Below are 21,374 nucleotides of genomic sequence, written 5' to 3'. Positions count from 1 at the left end.
CAGTGCCGGGCGGGCCGGCCCGCCGCCCTGTTCACGCGTGTGCCGCCGAGTCCTCGGGCTCCTCCTCGCCGACGACGAACCTCGGCAGCCAGTCCTGCAACTCCTCGCGCAGGCGCACCGTCGCCCCCAGCTGGCACAGCACTCCGATGGTGCTCAGCGTCACCCGGTGGATCAGCAGGTACGCCGGGGGCAGGTTGAGCTGCTTGCCGAGCTGGTAGGCGGGGGAGCGGGGGTCGGCGATCCGGGCCGCCTGGCTGCGCATCCACCCCCGGGTGAAGGTGAACGCGTCGACCCGGGCCGGCTCGATGATCGGCAGGAGGTAGTCGAGCACGGCGTCGGGGTCCAGCTCTATGGACTCCTTGACGAATCCCTCCTCGCAGAGGAGCGCGTAGACGGTCTCCGCCTCGCCGTCCAGCGTCATGCGCAGGGACCGGCCGATGGGCGCCGGCAGACCGCCGGGGAGGCGGTCGACGGTACCGAAGTCGAGGACGCCCAGTCGCCAGTCCTCCTCGCCGTCCGGGCCGCCGGGCAGCAGACGGAAGTTGCCCGGGTGCGGATCGGCGTGGAGCAGGCCGGTGCGGGCCGGGCCGGAGAACAGGAAGCGGGCCAGCAGCTGGCCGGCCCGGTCCCGCTGCTCCCGGGTGCCGTCCGCGATGACCTCCGACAGGGGCACGCCGTCGATCCACTCGGTGATCAGGACCTGCTCGCACTGGTGGACCACGTCCGGCACCACGACGTCCGGATCGTCGGCGAACTCCTCGGCGTGGGCCCGCTGGGCCTGGGCCTCCAGGCCGTAGTCCAGTTCCTCCGAGACACGGTCCTTCAACTCCGCGATGAGCGGCTTGACATCCAGGCCGGGGACCAGCGGACCCAGCAGGCGGGCGAACCGGCTGAGCTGGTTCAGGTCGGACACCAGGGCCTCACCGGCGCCCGGGTACTGCACCTTGACCGCCACCTCGCGGCCGTCGTGCCACACGCCCCGGTGCACCTGCCCGATCGAGGCGGCCGCGGCGGGCTTGTCCTCGAACTCCAGGAAGAGGTCGTGCCAGTCCTCGCCGAGCCGCTCGGCGAGGACCCCGTGCACGGTCCGCGTCGGCATCGGCGGCGCCGCCTCCTGGAGTCTGGTCAGCGCCGCCCGGTAGGGGCCGGCGACCTCTTCGGGCAGGGCCGACTCGAAGACGGACAGGGCCTGCCCGAACTTCATCGCCCCGCCCTTGAGCTCGCCCAGCACCTTGAACAGCTGCTCGGCCGTGCGCTGCTGAAGCTGCTGGCCGACGAGCTCGGCTGACTCACCGACGATCCGCTTGCCCAGTCCCCAGGTCGCCCGCCCGGCGAAGCCGAGCGGGAGCGCGGCGAGCTTGGCGGTACGGGTGACCGCCTTCCGGGGAAGATCAGACATGCGCCCTCCAAGTCCCAGCCGGCCGCGTAGCCCCTGCCTTACGGCGTACTCGTGCCGACGGCCGTTGCTCCGCCATTGTCTCGCGCCGCGCCCCGCCCCCGGAGGTGTGTGCTTCCTTACCTTCCCGCACGGCCGTTCCCTCCGCGGCTCCTCGCCCGGCGGCCCCCCATTCCACCGCACCCTCCTCCCCGGCGCCGCACGGGCACGCGGGGTGCGGCCACACCGGCCGCGCGTGCCAGTGGAGCGCCGGCAGGGCGGCCTCCCAGCGGGCGCCCGCGCTCGACGGCATCCGGCCGTCCAGGAAGGCGAGCGCGTGGGCGGCCGCCAGGCCGGCGACGGTCGTGGCCAGGGTGAGATCGCAGGAGGCCACCCGGCGCGGTCTGCCCGAGCGCCACTGGGCGACCAGCCGGGGCCAGGTCGCGTCCCGGTCGGTGCGGGCCTCGTGCAGACAGCCCGCGCAGCCCGTCTCGCCGGGCAGGACGAGCGGGCCGACGACTCCCGTGGCCTCCACCACCCCGGCGTACAGATGCGGGGTACCCGAGGCGACGAGGTCCCCGGGCAGCGCCGGAGCGTGCACGGCGACATCGTCCCGCGAGGCCAGGACCACCAGGGAGAAGCCGGCATCACCGCCCTCGGACGGTGCCGCGGAGCCGCGGCGCGGCGGGCGGCCGGGGGCGGCGCGGCGCACGGCCCGGCGGGCGGCCTCGTCACGGCGGTCGCCCACGGCGTCGGCGGGCAGCCCGCCCGGGGCGACGTCCCACGCCTCGACCCGGCCCACGTCGCGCACGTCGACCTCACCGACCCCGGCGGCGGAGAGCAGCGAGGCGAGGAGCGCGCCCACCCGTCCGGCGCCCCGCACCTGCACGCGCAGGGCCCGCCGGGCGGCCAGACGCCGCAGGGCGTCACCCGGGTCCGGCGTGGTCAGGGACAGCGCGGCCAGCTCCGGGCGGAGCCGGTCGAGGACGTCGGTCTTCTCGCGCAGGGCGTCGGCGTCCGGGCCGCCGCCGCGCGCGTCGTCGAGAAGGCCCGCCCGCGCGAGCCGCTCCACCAGCCCGTCGACATGGCCGTCGGGCAGGTCCATCCGGCGTGCCTCCTCGCGCAGCAGCGGCAGCCCGCGGGTGCCGTCGAGCAGGTCGAGGAAGCTGCCCGTCGCCGTGTCCACCGGGCCGAGCGTCATCGCGTGCGCCGGCGCCATCCCGAACTGCACGGTGTTGAGATCCCGCCAGCCCCGCCTGAGCGCGGGCTTCACCATCGGATGCATGACCGTCCCCCGTACTTCGTCCGACTCCCCGTGTGACTCCCCGTGAACCGGCGACCGCCCGCCGTGGTCGCGGCGGCTTCGCCGGTGACAGCCAGCATGCCCGCCACGGGGCGCCCGGCGCCGAAAGTTATCCACAGGCGGCGGCGATAGTCGTATTTTTTTGTCGAACGCGCCCATTTTGTCTGGATCGCCCGTTCGCTCCAGCGGCTTGGGTGAGCTCCCGGCGCGCTGATCAGCCGTACCGCGGCGCGCGCTCGCCGCGGCAACGGCACCGAACCCTCCCGGAGCCGGGACTTCCCCGTGCGCAGCCGGTACGGTCGGGGCGTGTCAGCCGACCCACTGCACCGCGCCGGAACGCCGCAGCGCAGCACGACGAGCCCGCTTCCCGACAGCTCGACGGCGAGCGCGATCGAGGTCCGCAGGAGCACCCGTCGACGCAGGACGGTCTCCGCGTACCGTGAGGGCGATCGCACCGTCGTGCTCATCCCCGCCCGGATGTCCGAGGCGGAGGAGCAGCGCTGGGTGAGTGTCATGCTCGACAAACTGGCCGCACAGGAGAGCAAGCGGCTCCTCGGCGACGCCCAGCTGGCCGAGCGCGCCGAGCGGCTGTCCGCCCAGTACCTCGACGGCCGGGCCCGGCCCCGTTCGGTCCGCTGGGTCACGAACCAGAACACCCGCTGGGGCTCGTGCACCCCCGCCGAGGGCAGCATCCGGCTGTCGCACCGCCTTCAGGGCATGCCCGAGTACGTCGTCGACTACGTCCTCCTCCACGAGCTGGCCCACCTGCTGGTGCCGGGCCACGGGCCCCGCTTCTGGCGGCTGCTGGAGTCCTACCCGCGGACCGAGCGGGCCCGGGGCTACCTGGAAGGCGTGGTCGCCGCAGGCCGGCTGCCGCACGTCCCCGGCGCGCGCGAAGAGTAGGCCGCCGGCCGGCACCGGGCGCGCCGCCGTCCGCACGTGCGCGCGGCGCGCGCAGGGTCCGCCGACGCTGCCGAGCACGCGCATGCTGCCCCCGGCGCGGCCGCGGACACACGCGTGCCCGGGCTCTCGCGGGACCGGCCGCGCCTTCTGTACCGGGTCTGTACCGACTTCCTCCGGTGGCCGGATTTTGCCGTTAGCCTGACGCGACGCACTCGCATTCGAATGGGGGACGGTCGTCACGCATGTCCAGGGAATTCCAGCGCGGCCACAAGGCCAGGATCAGTGACCTCACCGCCGGTACGGATCTGTACGTAGGCGTGCAGATCTCCGGCCCGGGACTGGCCTTCGACATCAGTTGCTTCGGCCTCGACGCCGCCGAGCGGCTCTCGGACGACCGGTACTTCGTGTTCTACAACCAGCCCAAGACCCCCGAGGAGTCCGTGCGTCTCCTGGGCTCCCAGGCGGGCGACACCGAGTCCTTCCGGGTCACGTTGGACAGGATCCCGCCGCAGATACACAAGCTGTCCTTCACGGCGACGATCGACGGCGCCGGCCAGATGTCGCAGATCGGCCCCGGCCACCTCCGTATCGTCGCGGGCGGCGAGGAGGTGGCCCGGTACTCCTTCGACGGCTCGGAGTTCTCCACCGAGCGGGCCGTGATGCTGGGCGACTTCTACCTGAAGGACGTGTGGCGGTTCGCGGCGGTCGGACAGGGCTTCGACGGCGGCCTGGAGGCGTTGCTGAAGCACTTCGGCGGCGAGGTCGCCGAGGAGGAGCCCCCCGCCGCGCCCCAGCCGGGTGCCGCACCCGGCTTCGCGCCGCCCCGGCAAGCCTCGGCCCCGCCCGCGCGGGCCCCCGAGCCCCCCGCGTTCGGTGCCCCGCCCGCTCCCGCGCAGGCCCCCGTCCCGCCCCCCGCTCCCGCCCCGAACCACCCGGAGCCGCGGCCGGCCGCGCGGGGGTACGCAGGGCCCGCGGGAGCCACCCCGCCGCCCCCCGGCCCCCCGGCGCACGCCGCGCCGGCCCCGCCGCCGGGCGTGCCGGCTCCGCCCGCCGGCGCCGTGCCCCCGCCCGCCCCGGCGCCGCGGGGCGCCCCCTTCACGCCCCCCGGCGGCCCGTTCACGCCGCCCCCGGGCACCGCGGCACCCCCCGGCGGCCCCTTCACCCCTCCACCGGGTGTTCCGGCCTACCCCGGCCAGGCCCCGGCCTCCGGCGGGGGAGTGGTGCTCGCGCCCGTTCCCCCGGAGGCCGGCCTGCGGGCGGTTTTGACCAAGTACGCCGAAGCCCCGGTGGGCGACCGCTGGACCGAGCAGAACCCGCAGCTGGTCCGGGCGACCCTCACCAAGGGCGCGAGCATCCTCGCCAAGCGGGGCAGCATGGTCGCCTACCAGGGCGACATCGACTTCGCCCACAAGGGCTCGGGACTGCTCGGCAAGCTGACCGGGCAGCTCACCGGCCAGGGCATGTCCCTGATGCGGTGTTCCGGCGACGGAGAGGTGTTCCTCGCCGACGAGGCCAGCCGCCTGTTCGTGATCCGGCTCCAGGGCGAGCAGCTCTACACCAGCGCGCGCGGAGTCCTCGCCTTCGACGAGGGGCTGGAGACCGAGGTCCGCCGCATCGAGGGCGCCGGCCTGCCGGGAGGCGGCCTGTTCAGCATGCTCTTCTCCGGCACCGGCGCCGTCGTCGTCAAGACGCGCGGCGTTCCCGTGGTGCTGCCGGTGGGCCCGGCGACGTACGTCGACGGCAACGCCGTCATCGCCTGGTCCGCGGGAGCGCAGGCCGTGACCACGACGTCCGTGCGGCTGCGCCGTTCCGGGTACGCGCGGCAGTCCTCGGAGGCCGTGAACCTCCAGTTCCGGGGCGCCCCGGGCAATTTCGTCGTCGTCCAGCCCTTCGAGGTGTGAGGCAGGCCATGGACCTCCAGACACTCAACGCGCACCGCCCCGCGGCCACCGGCGTCCGGATGAGCGTGCACAGCTCCAAGACCCTCAAGGTCACCATGGTCACCGGGCAGGACCTGTACGCGAAGGCCGGCTCGATGATCGCCTACGACGGGTACGTCCAGTTCGAGGCGGCCCCGGCCGGCCTGCGCCGCACGGCGGAGGAGATGGTGACCGGCGAGGGCGGCAGGCTGATGCTCTGCCGCGGCGACGGCGACCTGTACCTCGCCGACTACGGCGGCGAGGTCCTCGTCGTCCATCTGGACAACGAGGCCCTGTCCGTCAACGGTCCCACGCTGCTGGCGTGCGACGCCTCCCTCCAGCTGGCCATCGAACCGGTCAAGGGCCTGGCGAAGCTGTCCGGCTCGGGGCTGACCAACCTCGTGATCCGGGGGACCGGATGGGTGGCCCTGGTCAGCCGGGGCGAGCCGATCTCCCTCGACTGCGCCGAGCGGGAGACCTACGTGGACCCGGACGCGCTGATCGCCTGGACCGAGGGCCTCGACATGAAGGCCCGGCGCACGATCAAGGCGAGCGCCCTGATCGGCCGGGGCAGCGGCGAGGCGTTCCAGGTCGGTTTCAAGGGACAGGGCTTCGTGGTCGTCCAGCCCAGCGAGGACACCGGCGACCGCTTCAAGATCCGTGGCTGACCGGGGCTGAGGGGAGCACCAGCACACATGCACAGCACACTCTTCGCGCACATCCCGGTGGAGCCCACCGGGCGCTACACGCTGCAAAATCCGCAGCTGCTCAAGACCGCCATCGACCGGGGCGGCAACCCGGTCCTGGCCCGCCAGGGCGCCATGGTCGCCTTCGAGGGGCACATCGAGTTCGACAGCCAGTACCGGGGGCGCGGCTGGCGCAACGTCGAACGCATGACCGGCGAGCAGCTGGAGCTGATGCGCTGCAAGGGCAACGGCGTCGTCTACCTGGCCAACTTCGCGCAGCACCTGCACATCATGGACGTCGGCCGCGGCATCACCGCGGACTCCTCCGCCGTCCTGGCCTTCGACGGCTCCCTCAACGTGGGGATCGTCGCCGTGGACAGCGCCGTGGAGATCGCCTCCGCGGGCGCGTACAACCTGGAACTGTCCGGCTCGGGGCAGGTCGTCCTGATGACCTCCGGCGAGCCGCTGGTCCTGGAGGCGACCCCGGAGAAGAACGTCTGCTGCGACGCCGACGCGGTCATCGCCTGGTCCACGTCCCTGCGGACCCAGCTCCAGGCGCCCACCTCCACGTCCGCCGTGTGGCGCCGCCGCGGTTCCACCGGTGAGGGGTGGGAGATGCAGTTCTCGGGCAACGGGTACGTCCTCGTGCAGCCGAGCGAGCTGCTGCCGCCGCAGCACCTGCGCGGCTCGGGGCTGCTCGGCCAGTTCGGCATGGGGTCCGGCGGACTCAGCGGGAACTCGCTCGGCGGCAGCCGCAGCTGACCACCACCCCGGGTCACCCGCCCGCGCGAGCGCTCCGCCCCACGGAGGTACGTCCCTCCGCGCGGTACGCGCCCGCGCGGGCGGACGGGTAAGGGGCGACCGCCCTTGCGATCGCCCCTTACCCGGCGCCTCGGCCCCGTCCGTGTCCGGTCAGTGACCGAGCTTCTCGCGCGTCGCCTCCACCAGCCGTACGACCGACTCGTCGGCCACGTCCGCGACCCGCGCGTACGGGAACCAGCGAAGGTCCAGGGACTCGTCGCTGATCGCCTCCACGGCCCCGGCCGGCGCCAGCGCCGCGTACTGCACGTCCAGGTGCCAGGCACAGGGCGTGTGATGGCGGTCCAGCCGCGCCGGGCCGCCGGGCAGCAGGGTCAGCCCGGCGACGCCGGACTCCTCGGTCGCCTCCCGCAGGGCGGCCGCCGCCAGGCTCGCGTCACCGGGCTCGCAGTGGCCGCCCATCTGGAGCCACATGCGCAGCTTGCGGTGCAGGGTGAGCAGCACCCGCCCGCGTTCGGCGTCCACGACCAGGGCGCTCGCCGTGATGTGCCCGTCCGCACAGGACTTCCACATGCCGTCCGGATGGGCCGCCAAGTGGTCCAGATAGGCCCGCCGCAGCTCCTGCTGGCCCTCGTACGCCTTCAGTACGAGGGCCGCGTCGTCGTGCAGGCTCACTCGGCGGCGTCGCCCTTGGTCTCGCCCTCGCCGCCCTTGGTCTCGCCCTCGTCCGGCTTCTTCTTGAGGTCGGGCTTCCTGCCGGCCGCCTCGCCGAGCATCTTGTCCAGCTCGGAGAAGTCCAGCTGCTCGCGGTGGACGAAGCCGTCCGGGTCGTCCAGGTCGGTCGCCGTCGGCAGCATGTCCGGGTGGGCCCACAGGCCGTCCCGGCCGTCGATCCCGCGCGCGTCCGTCAGGGACGCCCACAGGCGCGAGGCGTCGCGCAGCCGGCGCGGGCGCAGCTCCAGGCCGATCAGCGTGGCGAAGGTCTGCTCGGCCGGGCCGCCCGAGGCACGGCGGCGGCGCAGCGTCTCGCGCAGCGCGTCGGCGGAGCCCAGGCGGGGCTTGGCGGCGGCGTGCACCACCGCGTCCACCCAGCCCTCGACCAGTGCCAGCGCCGTCTCCAGGCGGGCCAGGGCCGCCTTCTGCTCCGGCGTGTCCTCCGGCTGGAACATGCCCTGCTGGAGGGCTTCCTGCAACTGCTCGGGGTTCTGCGGGTCGAACTGGCCGACCACGTCCTCCAGCTTGGCGGTGTCCACCTTGATGCCGCGGGCGTAGCCGTCGACGGCGCCGAACAGGTGTGAGCGCAGCCACGGCACGTGCGCGAACAGGCGCTGATGGGCGGCTTCGCGCAGGGCGAGGTACAGCCGCACCTCGTCCTTCGGCACGCCCAGGTCCTTGCCGAACGTCTCGATGTTCGCCGGCAGCAGCGCGGCCTTGCCGGCCGGGCCGAGCGGCAGGCCGATGTCGGACGAGCCGACGACCTCGCCGGCGAGCACGCCGACGGCCTGCCCGATCTGCGTGCCGAACATGGCGCCGCCCATCGACCGCATCATGCCGATCAGCGGGCCGGCCATGGCCTGCATCTCCTCGGGCAGCACGTCGCCCATGGCGGTGCCGACGCGCTCGGCGACCGGGTCGACCAGCTCCCGCCAGGCGGGCAGGGTCGACTCGACCCACTCCGCGCGGCTCCACGCCACCGCGGAGCCGGCCCCGGAGGGCAGGGCGGTCACGTCGTCCAGCCACAGGTCGGCCAGGCGCACGGCCTCCTGGACCGCCGAGCGCTCGGCGGGGCCGACGCTCGCGTCCTTGGTGCCGTCCGGGGCGCCCTGGGCGACCGTCTGGCGGGCGATCTGCTTGGCCATGTCCCAGTTCACCGGGCCGCCCTCGTAGGAGAGCATCTGGCCCAGCTGCTGGAACGCGGCGCCCAGATCGGTGGGGTTCAGCGAACCGAACATGGCGGCGAACGGATTGTCCGCTCCGGGGCCACCCAGGCCTCCGGCGCCGGGCAGCGACCCGAAACCGAATGGATTGGCCGGTCCCTGCCCACCGCCGCTCTGCTGGTCCTTCTTCTTGCCTTCGTCGCCGTCGTCCGGCTCCTCCGGCGGAAGGCCGAATCCGAATGGGGTGTCACTCACGGGGTTCCTCGGCTGGTAAGGCCACCGGTTCTTTCCGGCGGCACGGCTGCCCGACAACACCACCCAGCGTAGACACCCGGGGCGCGTCGGGCCTCGGTGCTTGGCCGGCCGGCGGCCTGCGGCAGGATGGATGCCACCTGGTACGTACGCGTCACCCGCGCCCGTACAGAAGACAACCGCTGGAGACGCCCGGTGAGTTCCCCAGATCCGCAGGTTCGCGCAGCGCGAAACCAGTCAACCAGTCCCGCCGGCCCGAGCGCACGCGGGCCCGTCGTCGCGGTCACCGGTGCCGCGTCCGGCGTCGGTGCGCTGCTCACCGCACGACTGGCCGCGTCCGCCGAGGTCAGGCGGGTCGTCGCCATCGACGAGCGGCGCGGCGAGTGCGAGGCCGCGCAGTGGCACGTGCTGGACGTACGGGACCCGGCCATCGCGGACAGACTGCGGGGTGCGGACGTGGTCGTGCATCTGGCGCTCGACCTCGACCTGGAGACCGACGCCGCCGCCCGGACGGCCTACAACGTCCGGGGGACGCAGACCGTGCTCACCGCCGCGGCGGCGGCCGGCGTCCACCGGGTCGTGCTGTGCACCTCGGCGATGGTCTACGGCGCGCTGCCCGACAACGAGCTGCCGCTGTCGGAGGACGCCGAGCTGCGCGCCACGGCCGAGGCCACCGGCGTCGGGGACCTGCTGGAGATCGAGCGGCTGGCCCGCCGGGCCCCGCGCGCCCACCCCGGGCTCAACGTCACCGTCGTCCGGCCGGCCATCCTGATCGGCGGCACGGACACCGCGCTGACCAGGTACTTCGAGTCGCCCCGGCTGCTGGTCGTGGCCGGGTCGCGTCCCGCCTGGCAGTTCTGCCACGTCGAGGACCTGTGCGGCGCCCTGGAGTACGCCGTGCTGGAGAAGGTCGACGGGGAGCTGGCCGTCGGCTGCGAGGGCTGGCTGGAGCAGGAGGAGGTCGAGGAGCTCAGCGGCATCCGCCGCATGGAGCTGCCGTCGGCGGTCGCCCTGGGGGCGGCGGCCCGGCTGCACCGGATCGGGCTCACACCCTCCCCGGCCGGGGACCTGGCCTACACGATGTACCCCTGGGTGGTGAGCGGCAGCCGCCTGCACGACGCCGGGTGGCGGCCCAAGTACACCAACGAGGAGGTGCTCGCCGAGCTGCTGGAGGAGGTGTCCGGGCGGCACACGGTGGCCGGCCGGCGCCTGGGCCGCAAGGACGCCACGGCGGCGGGGGCCGCGGGCGCGACGGTGGCCCTGCTGGGCGCCGCGGCGGTGGTGCGGCGGGCGCGCAAGGCCCGGCGGCGCATCTGAGGCGGGACCGCGCGCGCCGCCCTCGCTCCGCGGGAGGCTTCCGGCCGTACCCCTGGAGGAGGCTCCAAACGCGTACGCGCGCGTGCCGGGCGATCACGCTATTCCGCGCCGCCGCCGCGGTGGGGCACGATGGGCTCATGGCATCCACGAACGACCACCCCGGTGAGCTGGCCGCACAGGACCCCGTCAAGCTGATCGGCATCCGTGAGACGCCCCTGTCCGTGGACGAGGTCTTCCGGGCGGTCGGGGACGACGCGGCCGGAGGGACCGCGCTGTTCGTGGGGACCGTGCGCGACCACGACGGGGGCGCGGAGGTCGACGGGCTCGGCTACTCCTGCCATCCCGGCGCCGAGGCCGAGATGCGGCGCGTCGCCGAGAAGGTCGCCGCCGAGTACCCCGTGCGGGCGCTGGCCGCCGTGCACCGGGTGGGAGACCTCAGGGTCGGGGACCTCGCCGTCGTCGTCGCGGTCTCCTGCCCCCACCGCGGCGAGGCGTTCGACGCCTGCCGCAAGCTGATCGACGATCTGAAGCACGAGGTGCCGATCTGGAAGCACCAGCGGTTCTCCGACGGCACCGAGGAATGGGTGGGCGCCTGCTGACGGCCCCGGGCGTGTCCGCGCCGGACACCCCCGCCGTCACGGGAGCCGCATGAGCCTTTCCCCGCACCCCGGGTTGCGTAACCGCACCCCGGACGTGAGCGTTGTCACTGCGGGGGGTTAATCTGCTGATCAGTCAGTGGCGGACGCTCATCGGGGTTGGGAGGTCGGCATGGCGGCGCTTGCCTGGTTGCTGATTCCGCTCGTGGCCGCGATCGGCGCGGGTCTGTGGGGCAGCTGGGCCAACCGCACCCGGAAGGTACGCGGTGACGGTCCGGAGCTCGACGGATATGCCCGCTTCTGCGCGGCCATGGAGAAGTCCCACTCCCGCACCTGAGCGGACGGCCCTGACAGTGCGCCGACAGAAGCGTCCCTTACTGTCGTGACATGCCACGCCGCACCGCGACGATGCTCGCCTCCACCCTGATGCTGATCGCGCTTCTGTGCGCGGGGGTGTTCCTCCCCGTGCCGTACGCGGAGATGACCCCGGGGCCGACGGTGAACACGCTCGGGGAGCACGACGGCGAGCCGGTGCTGCACGTCACCGGGCGCAAGACCTACCCGGCCGACGGGCACCTCAACATGACCACGGTCAGGGTCACCAGGGCCGACTACAAGATGAACCTGGTGGAGGCCGTCTACGGCTGGCTCGCGCACGACAACAAGGTCGTACCGCACGACACGCTCTACCCGAACGGCAAGACCGAGGAGGAGTCCTCCCAGGAGACCGCCGAGGAGTTCAGCCAGTCCCAGGAGAGCGCAAAGGTCGCCGCCCTGAAGGAGCTGGGCATCCCGGTGAGGTCCTGGGTGGTCGTCTCCACGGTCGTCAAGGGATCCCCGGCGCAGGGCAGGCTGCACGCCGGTGATGTGATCAAGGCCGTCGACGGCACGGCGGTGAAGCAGCCCGCGGACGTGGCGAAGCTGGTCACCCGGCACCGGCCCGGCCAAGACGTCGTCTTCACGATCGTGCCCGCCAAGGAGCAGGCCGCCGCCGAGAAGGAGAACCGCACGGCGACGAAGACCGAGAAGGTGACGATCACCACCGAGGCATCCGACGACGGCGGCGAGAAGCGCGCCATCGTCGGCATCTCCGCCGGGACCGACCACACCTTCCCGTTCGCCATCGACATCAAGCTCGCCGACGTCGGCGGCCCCAGCGCCGGCCTGATGTTCGCGCTCGGCATCTACGACAAGCTCACCCCGGGCAGCCTGACCGGCGGCGCGTTCGTCGCCGGCACCGGCACCATCGACGACGAGGGCAGGGTCGGGCCGATCGGCGGCATCGAGATGAAGATCGTTGGCGCGAGCGGCAAGGGCGCGCGGTACTTCCTGACGCCCGCCGACAACTGCGCCGCGGCCGCCAGGGACACCCCGAAGGGGCTCACCCTCGTCAAGGTGGGCTCCATCGGCGACGCCCTGGACGCGCTCGCGGACATCCGCTCCGGGAAGACCGCCGGCCTGCCGCGCTGCACGGCGCGCTAGCGGCTGGTCCGCGCGACTACTCCTCGAAGGTCGCCGCGAGCGCTTCCGCCAGGCCCGGCACCAGGCCGGAGCCGGTGAGGACCTCGGTGGGGGAGTCCTTCTCCCGCAGCCGCAGCGCCGACTCGCGGGCGCCGTCGCGCAGCACCGCGACCGTCATGCGGACCTCCTGGCGCTCCGGGTGCTCCGCCACCCACTGCGCCAGCTTCGCCTCGTCCAGGCCCTGGGGGACCTGTGCCTCGGCGGACGGCGGCAGCATCAGTCGCTCCACCGTGAGCGCGCAGCCGGCCACGGAGTCCGGCCAGGCGATGGTGGCGAGGAACTCGTCCAGCGGCCGGTCCGCCGGGACCTCCTCCTGTTCGATCGGGGTGAGGCCGGGGGCGGCCTCCCCCTCGGCGAGACCGAGCCGGTCCGCGAGCGAGGGCTGCTCGGCGCGCAGACGCGCGGTGTCGACGAGGGCGAAGAGGCGGGCGGGCTGGTCCCAGCCGAGGCCGGAGACGTACTCGTCGATCTCGAGTACGGCCCGGGTGAGCGGGCTCGCCGCCATGGGAGTGTTGGACATGGTCACAATCCTGCCTCGTTCCGGCCCGGAATCGGGAACCGAGTAAACGGTGAGTAAGTTGCATAGGTGTGGGCCCACGATCAGGAGGGCGCACGGGAGGTCCACGAACCCGAGGGCCTGACGGATCAACAGCGAACTTCGAGGTGCGCACCTTGGCTTTCCAGATGCCGGACCGCGGCGGAGGCCCGACAGGGCCGCGGATCAGAGTGGGCCGCCCGTCCCGGCGTGCCCGGACCCTGCTCATGACACTGGGCGTCCTGGCCGTCCTGGGCATGGCGTTCACCATGTTCGCGGGCTTCTGGACGGACTGGCTGTGGTACCGGTCGGTCAAGTACTCGTCGGTGTTCACGACGACTCTGTGGACCAAGATCGGTCTCTTCTTCGTCTTCGGCCTGCTGATGGCGCTGGCCGTCGGATTCAACATCTGGCTGGCCCACCGGCTGCGCCCGCCGCTGAGCGCGATGTCGACGGAGCAGCAGAACCTCGACCGCTACCGGATGGGCATCGCCCCGTTCAAAAAGTGGCTGCTGTTCGGCATCACCGCCCTGGTGGGCCTGATCGCCGGCGCCTCCGCCGCCGGCCAGTGGCGGACCTGGCTGATGTGGGTCAACGGCGTCTCCTTCGGGAAGAAGGACCCGCAGTTCAAACTGGACGTCGCCTTCTTCGCCTTCGACCTGCCCTGGTACCGGTTCCTGCTCGGCTTCGGCTTCGCCGCCGTGATCATTTCGGTGATCGCGGCCGCGATCACCCACTACCTGTACGGCGGACTGCGCCTGACCAGCCCCGGCGCCCGTGCCACGGCCGCGGCCACCGGGCATCTGTCGGTGCTCCTCGGTGTCTTCGTCGCCTTCAAGGCGGTCGCCTACTGGCTCGACCGCTACGGGCTCGCGGTCAAGTCCAGCGACTTCAAGGCCACCGACAACTGGACGGGCCTGAGGTACGTCGACGCCAACGCCTATCTGCCGGCCAAGACGATCCTGTTCTGCATCGCCGTCATCTGCGCGCTGCTGTTCTTCGCCACGCTGTGGCGGCGCACCTGGCAGCTGCCCGTGATCGGCTTCGGCCTGATGGTGCTGTCCGCCATCCTCATCGGCGGCCTCTACCCGGCGATCGTGCAGAAGTTCCAGGTCCAGCCCAACGAGCAGGCCAAGGAAGCCCCGTACGTCGAGAAGAACCTCAGCGCGACGCGTGAGGCGTACGGCATCGACGGCACCGAGGTCACCGAGTACCCGGGCCGGAGCCAGACCGAGGACAAGTCCCGGCTCCGCGACGACGCCGACGCCGCGGCGAGCATCCGGATCATGGACCCGAACATCGTCTCGCCGACGTTCCAGCAGCTCCAGCAGATGCGGAACTACTACGCGTTCCCGACCAACCTGGACGTCGACCGCTACGCGAAGGACGGCAAGGACCAGGACACGGTCGTCGGCCTGCGCGAGCTGAACCTGGCCGGCATCCCCAAGAAGAACTGGATCAACAACCACTTCCGCTACACCCACGGCTACGGCGTGGTCGCGGCCAGGGGCACCGAGGTCGACTCCGAGGGCCGCCCGGTGTTCACGGAGTCCGACCTGCCCTCCAAGGGCGACCTCGGCACGTACGAGCAGCGGATCTACTACGGCGAGAAGACCACCACGTACTCGATCGTCGGCGGTCCCCAGAAGGAGATCGACTACTCCGACGACAGCGGCGAGAAGACCACCAGCTACAAGGGCGGCGGCGGCGTCAACCTCGCCAACCCGGTCAACCGGGCCGCGTACGCGGTGGCGTTCAACGAGCCGCAGATCCTGTACTCGGGCGCGATCGGCGACGGTTCGCGCATCCTGTACAACCGCACCCCGAAGGAGCGCGTCGAGGCGGTCGCCCCGTGGCTGACCATCGACGGCGACGCCTACCCGGCGGTGGTGGGCGACCGCATCCAGTGGATCGTCGACGCGTACACGACCACCAACGGCTACCCGTACGCCTCCCGCACCACGCTGGGCGACACCACGGCCGACTCGCTGACCGCGGCCAACGACAACCGCGCGGTGGTGGCCCAGCAGAACCAGGTCAACTACATCCGCAACTCGGTGAAGGCGACCGTCGACGCGTACACCGGCGACGTCAAGCTCTACCAGTGGGACACCGAGGACCCGGTCCTGCAGACCTGGATGAAGGCGTTCCCGCACACGGTGCAGCCCAAGAGCGAGATCTCCGGCGACCTGATGGCGCATCTGCGCTACCCGCAGGACCTGTTCAAGGTGCAGCGCGAACTGCTCACCCGCTACCACGTGAAGGACGCCGACACGTTCCTCAGCGGCAGCGAGGTGTGGCAGGTGCCGGACGACCCGACCAACAAGTCGGGCGACGCGGTGCCGCCGTACTACCTGAGCATGAAGATGCCCGACCAGAAGGAACAGGCGTTCTCGCTGACGACGACGTTCACGCCCAACGGGCGCGACAACCTCAGCGCGTTCATGGCGGTGGACGCCGAGGCGGGCACCAGCGGCTACGGCAAGATCAGAATCCTGAAGGTGCCGACGAGCACGACCGTCGACGGCCCCAAGCAGGTGCAGAGCCAGTTCAACTCCGAACAGGACATCGCCGAGTCCATCAGGCTGCTCAGAGGCGGTGACTCCGAGGTCGAGTACGGCAACCTGCTGACGGTGCCGCTCGACGGAGGACTGCTGTACGTGGAGCCGGTCTACGTACGCGGTGGTGGACTCAAGTACCCGCTGCTGCGCAAGGTGCTGGTCACCTACGGCGGCAACACCGCCTTCGAGAACACGCTGGAGGAGGCCCTCAACAAGGTCTTCGGTGCGGAGGGTTCGGCCCCCGAGCCGCCGGACGAGGACCGGGACGAAGGCACCACTCCGCCGCCGTCGACGGGCGACCCGACGGTCCAGGACGCGCTGAACGACGCGCAGAAGGCGTTCGAAGCGGGGCAGGAAGCCCTGCAGAAGAACGACTGGGCGGCGTACGGCGAGGCGCAGAAGGACCTGGAGGACGCGCTGCGCCGGGCCGAGGAGGCCCAGGCCCGGGCCGGCCGGAGCGCCGGCGGCGAGAAGAACGGGCAGGACAAGGCCAGTCCCACGCCACGACCGAGCGGCAGCGCGGGCGGCGGCTCGGACGGCGGGTGACCCGGCCGGTCACTCACCCCGCCCCGCGCCGTGGTACGGTTGACAACACAACGGCGCGGGGTGGAGCAGCTCGGTAGCTCGCTGGGCTCATAACCCAGAGGTCGCAGGTTCAAATCCTGTCCCCGCTACTGGAGTCGGACGCGGCACGCGAACGACGGCAAGGCCCGGGTCCCGAAAGGGATCCGGGCCTTCGTGTTGTGTCGGCGCGCTGATCGGCGTGGCGCCGTCGACGGCCGCGCCGACGGGGCGAGTTGGGCGATCTGTGTTTGACTTGTCTCTCTGTGGGCATGTCGACAAAACGCTGAAGTGACCTCACTGGCTGCGGTATACCAGGTGTACCCAGGTTGCAGGTGGTGCGACGATGGACGTTATGGGGGACAAGGCAGATCTGTTCGGGACAGGGCGATTTGTGCAGCCGTCCGATCTGGACGAGACCGGAGACGAGGCCGGCGAGGCCGCGGACGAGGCGGCCGAGGAGGTGCGCCGGCGCCTCGCGGCGGAATCCGGTGATGTGGAGGCGATGAGCGTCCTCGGGGCGATGCTGCTGCGCCGCGGCGATCTCGACGGAGCCGAACCCCATCTGCGTGCCGCGACCGCTGCGGGCGACCGCGCCGCCGCCAACAACCTGGGCGTCCTCCTCCACCAGCGCGGGTACGCCGACGAGGCCGCCGGCTGGTGGCGCGTCGCCGCCGTCGCGGGCTCCCCCCCGGCCGCCCACGCGCTGGGCCGGTACCACCGCGAGCGGGGCGACGAGCCCGCCGCCGAGTACTGGCTGCGGCAGTCCGCCGAGCAGGGCCACGTCCTGGGCGCCTACGCGCTCGCGGACCTGCTGGAGCACCGCGGCGACTCCGGCGCCGAGCGGTGGATGCGGTCCGCGGCGGAACGCGGGCACCGGGAGGCCGCCTACCGGCTGGCGCGAGCGCTGGAGGGGCGGGCCGCGCGGAGATCCGGCGCCGACGGCGGCACGGAGGCCGCCGACGAGGCCGAGCAGTGGTACCGGCAGGCCGCGGCGCGCGGCCACCGGCGGGCCGCGCTGCACCTGGGGACCATCCTGGAGCGGCGGGGCGAGCTGCAAGAGGCCGGGCGCTGGTACCTGACCTCCGCCAAGGACGGGGAGCCGCGCGCCGCCTGCGCGCTGGGATTCCTGCTGCGGGACGCCGGGGACTCCGAGAGCGCCGCCGTGTGGTGGCTGCGCGCCGCCCAGGAGGGCGACGGCAACGCCGCCAACGCGCTGGGCGCGCTGCACGCCGAGCGCGGGGAGACCCAGACCGCCGAGCGGTGGTACCGGGCCGCGCTGGACGCGGGGGACGACAACGGCGCCTACAACCTGGGCCTGCTCTGCGCCGAACAGGGGCGGACCGCGCAGGCCGAGCAGTGGTACCGCCGCGCGGCCTACGCCGGGCACCGCGAGGCGGCGAACGCGCTCGCCATCCTGCTGCTGCACGGCGGGGACGAGACGGGGGCCGAGCCCTGGTTCTCCAAGGCCGCGGAGGCCGGCAGCGTCGACGCCGCCTTCAACCTCGGGATCCTGTACGCCGGGCGCGGCGAGACGGAGTCCGCCCTGCGGTGGTACGAGCGTGCCGCCGCCGCCGGGCACACGGAGGCCGCCCTCCAGGTCGGGATCGCCCGGCTGCGCGACGGGGACGAGCGCGAGGCCGAGCGGTACCTGCGGTGTGCGGCCGGGGGCGGCAGCGCCGAGGCGGCGTACCGGCTGGCCACCGTGCTCGACGCGCGCCTGCCGCCGGAGCCCGCGCACGGGCTGGGCGAGTCGGCGCACCGCAAGACGGAGTGCGAGGAGTGGTACGAGCGGGCCGCCTCGCAGGGGCACCGGCGGGCCCAGGTCCGGGTCGGGATGCTGGCCGCCGCGCGCGGTGACGTGGTGGAGGCGGCGCGGTGGTACCGCGAGGCGGCGGAGGCCGGCTCCCGCAACGGGGCCTTCAACCTGGGGCTGCTGCTCGCCCGGGAGGGCAGTGAGCCGGAGGCCGCCGTGTGGTGGGCCCGGGCCGCCGACGCCGGGCACGGCCGGGCGGCGCTGCGGCTCGCCCTCGTCTACGCGCGACGGGGTGAGCTGGACGAAGGGCAGCGGTGGGCGGACCGCGCGGTGGAGCTGGGACCGGCGGAGGTGGCGGAGCGGGCCGCCCGGCTGCGGGACGCGCTGCGGCAGGAGCTGTCGGCGTGAGGCCGCCGTGGCCGGCCGCAGGAGACCCCGGCCGCACCCGGTCGTGCCCGGCCGTGCTCGCAGGGGTGATTTGCTTTTGTCTCGGGGGTTGACGTAACGTTGGGTTCACCGACGCGGGGTGGAGCAGCTCGGTAGCTCGCTGGGCTCATAACCCAGAGGTCGCAGGTTCAAATCCTGTCCCCGCTACTGAAGGCCGAGGGCCGGAATCCGAAAGGGTTCCGGCCCTCGGTCGTTTCGTTGGACGGTCGTTTTCCGGCCGGTGGTTTCCGGCGGGTCTTTCCGGGCGGATCGTGAGGCGGCCGCACCGGCGCGGCGGGCGGCCGTACGGCGGGGCGGCACGCGGGCAGAGCGAGCGAAGCCCCGGCACCATCGGTGCCGGGGCCTCGACGCGTAGTCGTGGTCGCTACGCCGACACGCAGTTCGGGCAGACGCCGCGGTAGGTGACCTCGACGTCCGAGACGGTGAAGCCGAAGCGCTCCGAGTCGGGGAGGTCGGCCAGCGGGTTGCCCGTCGGGTGCACGTCACGAATCGCGCCGCACTGGGCGCACACCAGGTGGTGGTGCGGACGGTGGGCGTTGGGGTCGTACCGCTTGGCGCGCTTGTCGGTGGCGACCTCGATCACCTCGCCGAGTGTGACCAGTTCGCCGAGCGTGTTGTACACGGTCGCCCGGGAGATCTCGGGGAGCTTGGCGACGGCTCGGGCGTGCACCTCGTCGGCCGTCAGGTGGACGTGTTCGCCGTCGAGGACCTCGGCCACGACGCGCCGCTGCGCGGTCATGCGCCATCCGCGTCCGCGCAGCCGTTCCAGTAGGTCACTCATACGAACCAGCCTAACAGCAAGGGGACCAGGTCCCGAACCGGTGTGACTTTGGAGCTTTACTTGACTTAGACAATGTCCATTGTAGGATCGCCTTCGGCATTAGCCAAGGGACAGGACAAGCAGGAATGGCGCAGGAGGCCCACGTGACTCAGGGACCGCTCACTACGGAGGCCGGTGCTCCGGTAGCCGACAACCAGAACAGCGAGACCGCGGGCGTCGGCGGCCCCGTGCTCGTTCAGGACCAGCTCCTTCTGGAGAAGCTGGCCCACTTCAACCGTGAGCGCATCCCGGAGCGTGTGGTGCACGCCCGCGGTGCCGGTGCCTACGGCACCTTCACGGTCACCGCCGATGTCACCAAGTACACGCGTGCCAAGTTCCTCTCCGAGGTCGGCAAGGAGACCGAGGTCTTCCTCCGCTTCTCGACGGTGGCCGGCAACCTGGGCGCGGCGGACGCCGTCCGCGACCCGCGTGGCTTCGCGCTGAAGTTCTACACCGAAGAGGGCAACTACGACCTCGTCGGCAACAACACCCCGGTGTTCTTCATCAAGGACGCCATCAAGTTCCCCGACTTCATCCACACCCAGAAGCGCGACCCCTACACCGGCTCGCAGGAGGCGGACAACGTCTGGGACTTCTGGAGCCTGTCGCCGGAGTCGACCCACCAGGTGACCTGGCTGTTCGGCGACCGCGGCATCCCGGCGTCCTACCGCCACATGGACGGCTTCGGCTCGCACACCTTCCAGTGGAACAACGAGGCCGGCGAGGTCTTCTGGGTCAAGTACCACTTCAAGACCGACCAGGGCATCAAGTGCCTGACGCAGGAAGAGGCCAACAAGCTCGCCGGTGAGGACCCCGACTCCCACCAGCGTGACCTGCGCGAGGCCATCGAGCGCGGCGAGTACCCGACCTGGACCGTGGGCGTGCAGATCATGCCGGCGGCCGAGGCGGCGACCTACCGCTTCAACCCGTTCGACCTGACCAAGGTGTGGCCGCACGCGGACTACCCGGTCATCGAGATCGGCAAGCTGGAGCTCAACCGCAACCCGCAGAACATCTTCGCCGAGGTCGAGCAGTCGATCTTCTCCCCGGCGCACTTCGTGCCCGGCATCGGCCCGTCCCCGGACAAGATGCTCCAGGGCCGCCTGTTCGCCTACGGCGACGCCCACCGCTACCGCGTCGGCATCAACGCCGACCACCTGCCGGTGAACCGTCCGCACGCCACCGAGGCGCGGTCGCACGGCCGGGACGGCTTCCTGTACGACGGCCGCCACGGCGGTGCGAAGAACTACGAGCCGAACAGCTTCGGCGGCCCGTTCCAGACGAACCGTCCGCTGTGGCAGCCGGTTCCGGTCACCGGTGTCACCGGCGACCAGGAGGCCCCGGTCCACGCCGAGGACAACGACTTCGTGCAGGCGGGCAACCTCTACCGCCTCATGTCGGACGAGGAGAAGGAGCGCCTGATCAACAACCTGGCGGGCTTCATCTCGAAGGTCTCGCGCGAGGACATCATCGAGCGCGCGATCAACAACTTCCGTCAGGCGGACGCCGACTACGGCAAGCGTCTGGAGGCCGCGGTCCAGGCCCTGCGCGGCTGACGCCTTCCAGCGCTGGACCGCTTGTCGCGGCGGACGGGCCGGATCTCCCTGCCGGGGGTCCGGCCCGTCCGTGTTCCCGAGGGGTCCGTCCGGTCGCTCAGACCGGTACGCGCCGCGCTTGCGGCCGGAGCTCGGGCCGGCCCGTGACCCAGCAGCGGATGACGTCGCGGACCGAGACGATGCCGGCCGGCTCGCCGCGGTCCAGGACGATGAGGTGGCGGAAGCCGCCGTTGGCCATCGCGTGCGCCGCCTCTTCCAGCGACCACGACGGGGTGGCGAAGACGACGTCGGTGGTGGTGTGGGCGTGCGCGTGCTCGGTGTCCGGGTCCTGGCCCAGGCCGACGGAGTCGAGGATGTCGCGTTCGGTGAGGATGCCGATTCCGCCGGCGTCGGGGTCGTGGACCACGGCCGCGCCGACCCGCCGGGCGGACATCAGGGCGGCGGCCTGCCGGAGGGTGTGGGCGGGGCCGATGGTGAGGACGACCGTGCTCATGGCGTCGCGAACGAGCATGGGTGGAGCCACCTCCTGCCGAATCCATGGGATAGTTCACGGATTCACAAGTTCACAAGTGGGGGGACTCTCAGAGTTGCAGGTGAAGCGGGGGTCAACAAGAGGGCGCGCGCAGCCCG

18 protein-coding genes and 2 tRNA genes are annotated in these 21,374 nt (G+C 72.2%); 13 read left to right on the top strand and 7 right to left on the bottom strand.

The genetic code is table 11. The annotated features are described in order from the left end of the window. Positions 1-31: 31 nt before the first annotated feature. Both AB0L74_RS02790 and AB0L74_RS02785 read right to left on the bottom strand, forming a co-directional pair. Positions 32-1,399 (bottom strand): AarF/ABC1/UbiB kinase family protein, encoded by a 1,368-nt coding sequence (locus tag AB0L74_RS02790; protein WP_365644855.1) that lies wholly within the window; start codon positions 1,397-1,399, stop codon positions 32-34. Further along, complete coding sequence (locus AB0L74_RS02785) at positions 1,392-2,660, bottom strand: TOMM precursor leader peptide-binding protein (protein ID WP_365644853.1); 1,269 nt, start codon at positions 2,658-2,660, stop codon at positions 1,392-1,394. Before AB0L74_RS02785 ends, AB0L74_RS02790 begins: the two co-directional genes overlap by 8 nt. 324 nt (positions 2,661-2,984) lie before the next feature. Between AB0L74_RS02785 and AB0L74_RS02780 the strand changes: the two genes are divergently transcribed. The 4 genes from AB0L74_RS02780 to AB0L74_RS02765 all read left to right on the top strand — a co-directional run bounded on the left by AB0L74_RS02780 (position 2,985) and on the right by AB0L74_RS02765 (position 6,948). After that, the gene (locus AB0L74_RS02780; RefSeq protein ID WP_365644850.1) at positions 2,985-3,581 is read left to right on the top strand and encodes a M48 family metallopeptidase; all 597 of its coding nucleotides are present in this window, start codon (positions 2,985-2,987) and stop codon (positions 3,579-3,581) included. A 242-nt stretch (positions 3,582-3,823) separates the two neighbouring features. Further along, entirely contained in the window at positions 3,824-5,482 is a 1,659-nt protein-coding gene (locus tag AB0L74_RS02775; RefSeq protein WP_365644848.1) for a TerD family protein, read from the top strand. A gap of 8 nt (positions 5,483-5,490) precedes the next feature. Beyond that, on the top strand, positions 5,491-6,168 hold the full coding sequence (locus AB0L74_RS02770; RefSeq protein WP_365644846.1) for an AIM24 family protein: 678 nt from the start codon (positions 5,491-5,493) through the stop codon (positions 6,166-6,168). A gap of 27 nt (positions 6,169-6,195) precedes the next feature. Beyond that, on the top strand, positions 6,196-6,948 hold the full coding sequence (locus tag AB0L74_RS02765) for an AIM24 family protein (RefSeq protein ID WP_365644844.1): 753 nt from the start codon (positions 6,196-6,198) through the stop codon (positions 6,946-6,948). A gap of 150 nt (positions 6,949-7,098) precedes the next feature. Here AB0L74_RS02765 and AB0L74_RS02760 read toward each other — a convergent pair whose 3' ends face one another. Beyond that, the gene (locus tag AB0L74_RS02760; RefSeq protein ID WP_365644842.1) at positions 7,099-7,620 is read right to left on the bottom strand and encodes an NUDIX hydrolase; all 522 of its coding nucleotides are present in this window, start codon (positions 7,618-7,620) and stop codon (positions 7,099-7,101) included. Beyond that, on the bottom strand, positions 7,617-9,077 hold the full coding sequence (locus tag AB0L74_RS02755) for a zinc-dependent metalloprotease (protein ID WP_365644840.1): 1,461 nt from the start codon (positions 9,075-9,077) through the stop codon (positions 7,617-7,619). The genes AB0L74_RS02760 and AB0L74_RS02755 overlap by 4 nt, the downstream gene beginning before the upstream one ends. A 192-nt stretch (positions 9,078-9,269) precedes the next feature. Here AB0L74_RS02755 and AB0L74_RS02750 point away from each other — a divergent pair, with 192 nt between their 5' ends. The 4 genes from AB0L74_RS02750 (at position 9,270) to AB0L74_RS02735 (ending at position 12,469) form a co-directional block, all read left to right on the top strand. Next, a complete protein-coding gene (locus tag AB0L74_RS02750) occupies positions 9,270-10,391 on the top strand; it encodes an SDR family oxidoreductase (RefSeq protein ID WP_365644838.1) in 1,122 nt (373 codons plus the stop codon). 137 nt (positions 10,392-10,528) lie between these two features. Then, positions 10,529-10,990, top strand: coding sequence for a molybdenum cofactor biosynthesis protein MoaE (locus tag AB0L74_RS02745; protein WP_365644836.1), 462 nt, complete (start codon positions 10,529-10,531; stop codon positions 10,988-10,990). Between the two features lie 169 nt (positions 10,991-11,159). Then, positions 11,160-11,324 carry a hypothetical protein gene (locus tag AB0L74_RS02740; RefSeq protein WP_365644834.1) on the top strand — a complete coding sequence of 55 codons (165 nt, stop codon included), beginning with the start codon at positions 11,160-11,162 and terminating at the stop codon, positions 11,322-11,324. Positions 11,325-11,374: 50 nt separating this feature from the next. Next, positions 11,375-12,469, top strand: coding sequence for a PDZ domain-containing protein (locus AB0L74_RS02735; RefSeq protein WP_365644832.1), 1,095 nt, complete (start codon positions 11,375-11,377; stop codon positions 12,467-12,469). Between the two features lie 16 nt (positions 12,470-12,485). Here the strand turns inward: AB0L74_RS02735 and AB0L74_RS02730 are convergent, their stop codons facing one another. Beyond that, positions 12,486-13,028, bottom strand: coding sequence for a PPA1309 family protein (locus AB0L74_RS02730; protein WP_365644830.1), 543 nt, complete (start codon positions 13,026-13,028; stop codon positions 12,486-12,488). 164 nt (positions 13,029-13,192) lie between these two features. Between AB0L74_RS02730 and AB0L74_RS02725 the strand changes: the two genes are divergently transcribed. From AB0L74_RS02725 to AB0L74_RS02710, 4 genes are all read left to right on the top strand, one after another. After that, positions 13,193-16,150, top strand: coding sequence for a UPF0182 family protein (locus AB0L74_RS02725; protein ID WP_365645081.1), 2,958 nt, complete (start codon positions 13,193-13,195; stop codon positions 16,148-16,150). A 54-nt stretch (positions 16,151-16,204) separates the two neighbouring features. Continuing rightward, a tRNA-Met gene (locus AB0L74_RS02720) sits at positions 16,205-16,278 on the top strand. Positions 16,279-16,511: 233 nt separating this feature from the next. Further along, on the top strand, positions 16,512-18,329 hold the full coding sequence (locus AB0L74_RS02715) for a tetratricopeptide repeat protein (RefSeq protein ID WP_365644828.1): 1,818 nt from the start codon (positions 16,512-16,514) through the stop codon (positions 18,327-18,329). 112 nt (positions 18,330-18,441) lie between these two features. Next, a tRNA-Met gene (locus AB0L74_RS02710) sits at positions 18,442-18,515 on the top strand. A gap of 217 nt (positions 18,516-18,732) precedes the next feature. Here the strand turns inward: AB0L74_RS02710 and AB0L74_RS02705 are convergent. After that, positions 18,733-19,149, bottom strand: a complete 417-nt coding sequence (locus AB0L74_RS02705) for a Fur family transcriptional regulator (RefSeq protein ID WP_365644826.1) — start codon at positions 19,147-19,149, stop codon at positions 18,733-18,735. Between the two features lie 143 nt (positions 19,150-19,292). Here AB0L74_RS02705 and AB0L74_RS02700 point away from each other — a divergent pair, with 143 nt between their 5' ends. Then, a complete protein-coding gene (locus AB0L74_RS02700; RefSeq protein WP_365644824.1) occupies positions 19,293-20,744 on the top strand; it encodes a catalase in 1,452 nt (483 codons plus the stop codon). Positions 20,745-20,841: 97 nt separating this feature from the next. Here the strand turns inward: AB0L74_RS02700 and AB0L74_RS02695 are convergent, their stop codons facing one another. Further along, positions 20,842-21,255 (bottom strand): CBS domain-containing protein, encoded by a 414-nt coding sequence (locus AB0L74_RS02695; RefSeq protein WP_365644822.1) that lies wholly within the window; start codon positions 21,253-21,255, stop codon positions 20,842-20,844. Positions 21,256-21,374 lie beyond the last annotated feature (119 nt).

Origin of the sequence: Streptomyces sp. NPDC052020 (genome assembly GCF_040680575.1) — a bacterium.
In the GTDB taxonomy this organism is placed as follows: Bacteria; Actinomycetota; Actinomycetes; order Streptomycetales; family Streptomycetaceae; genus Streptomyces.
The sequence above is the reverse complement of the archived record's forward strand: the minus strand, read 5'-3'. Positions and strand labels throughout refer to the sequence as shown.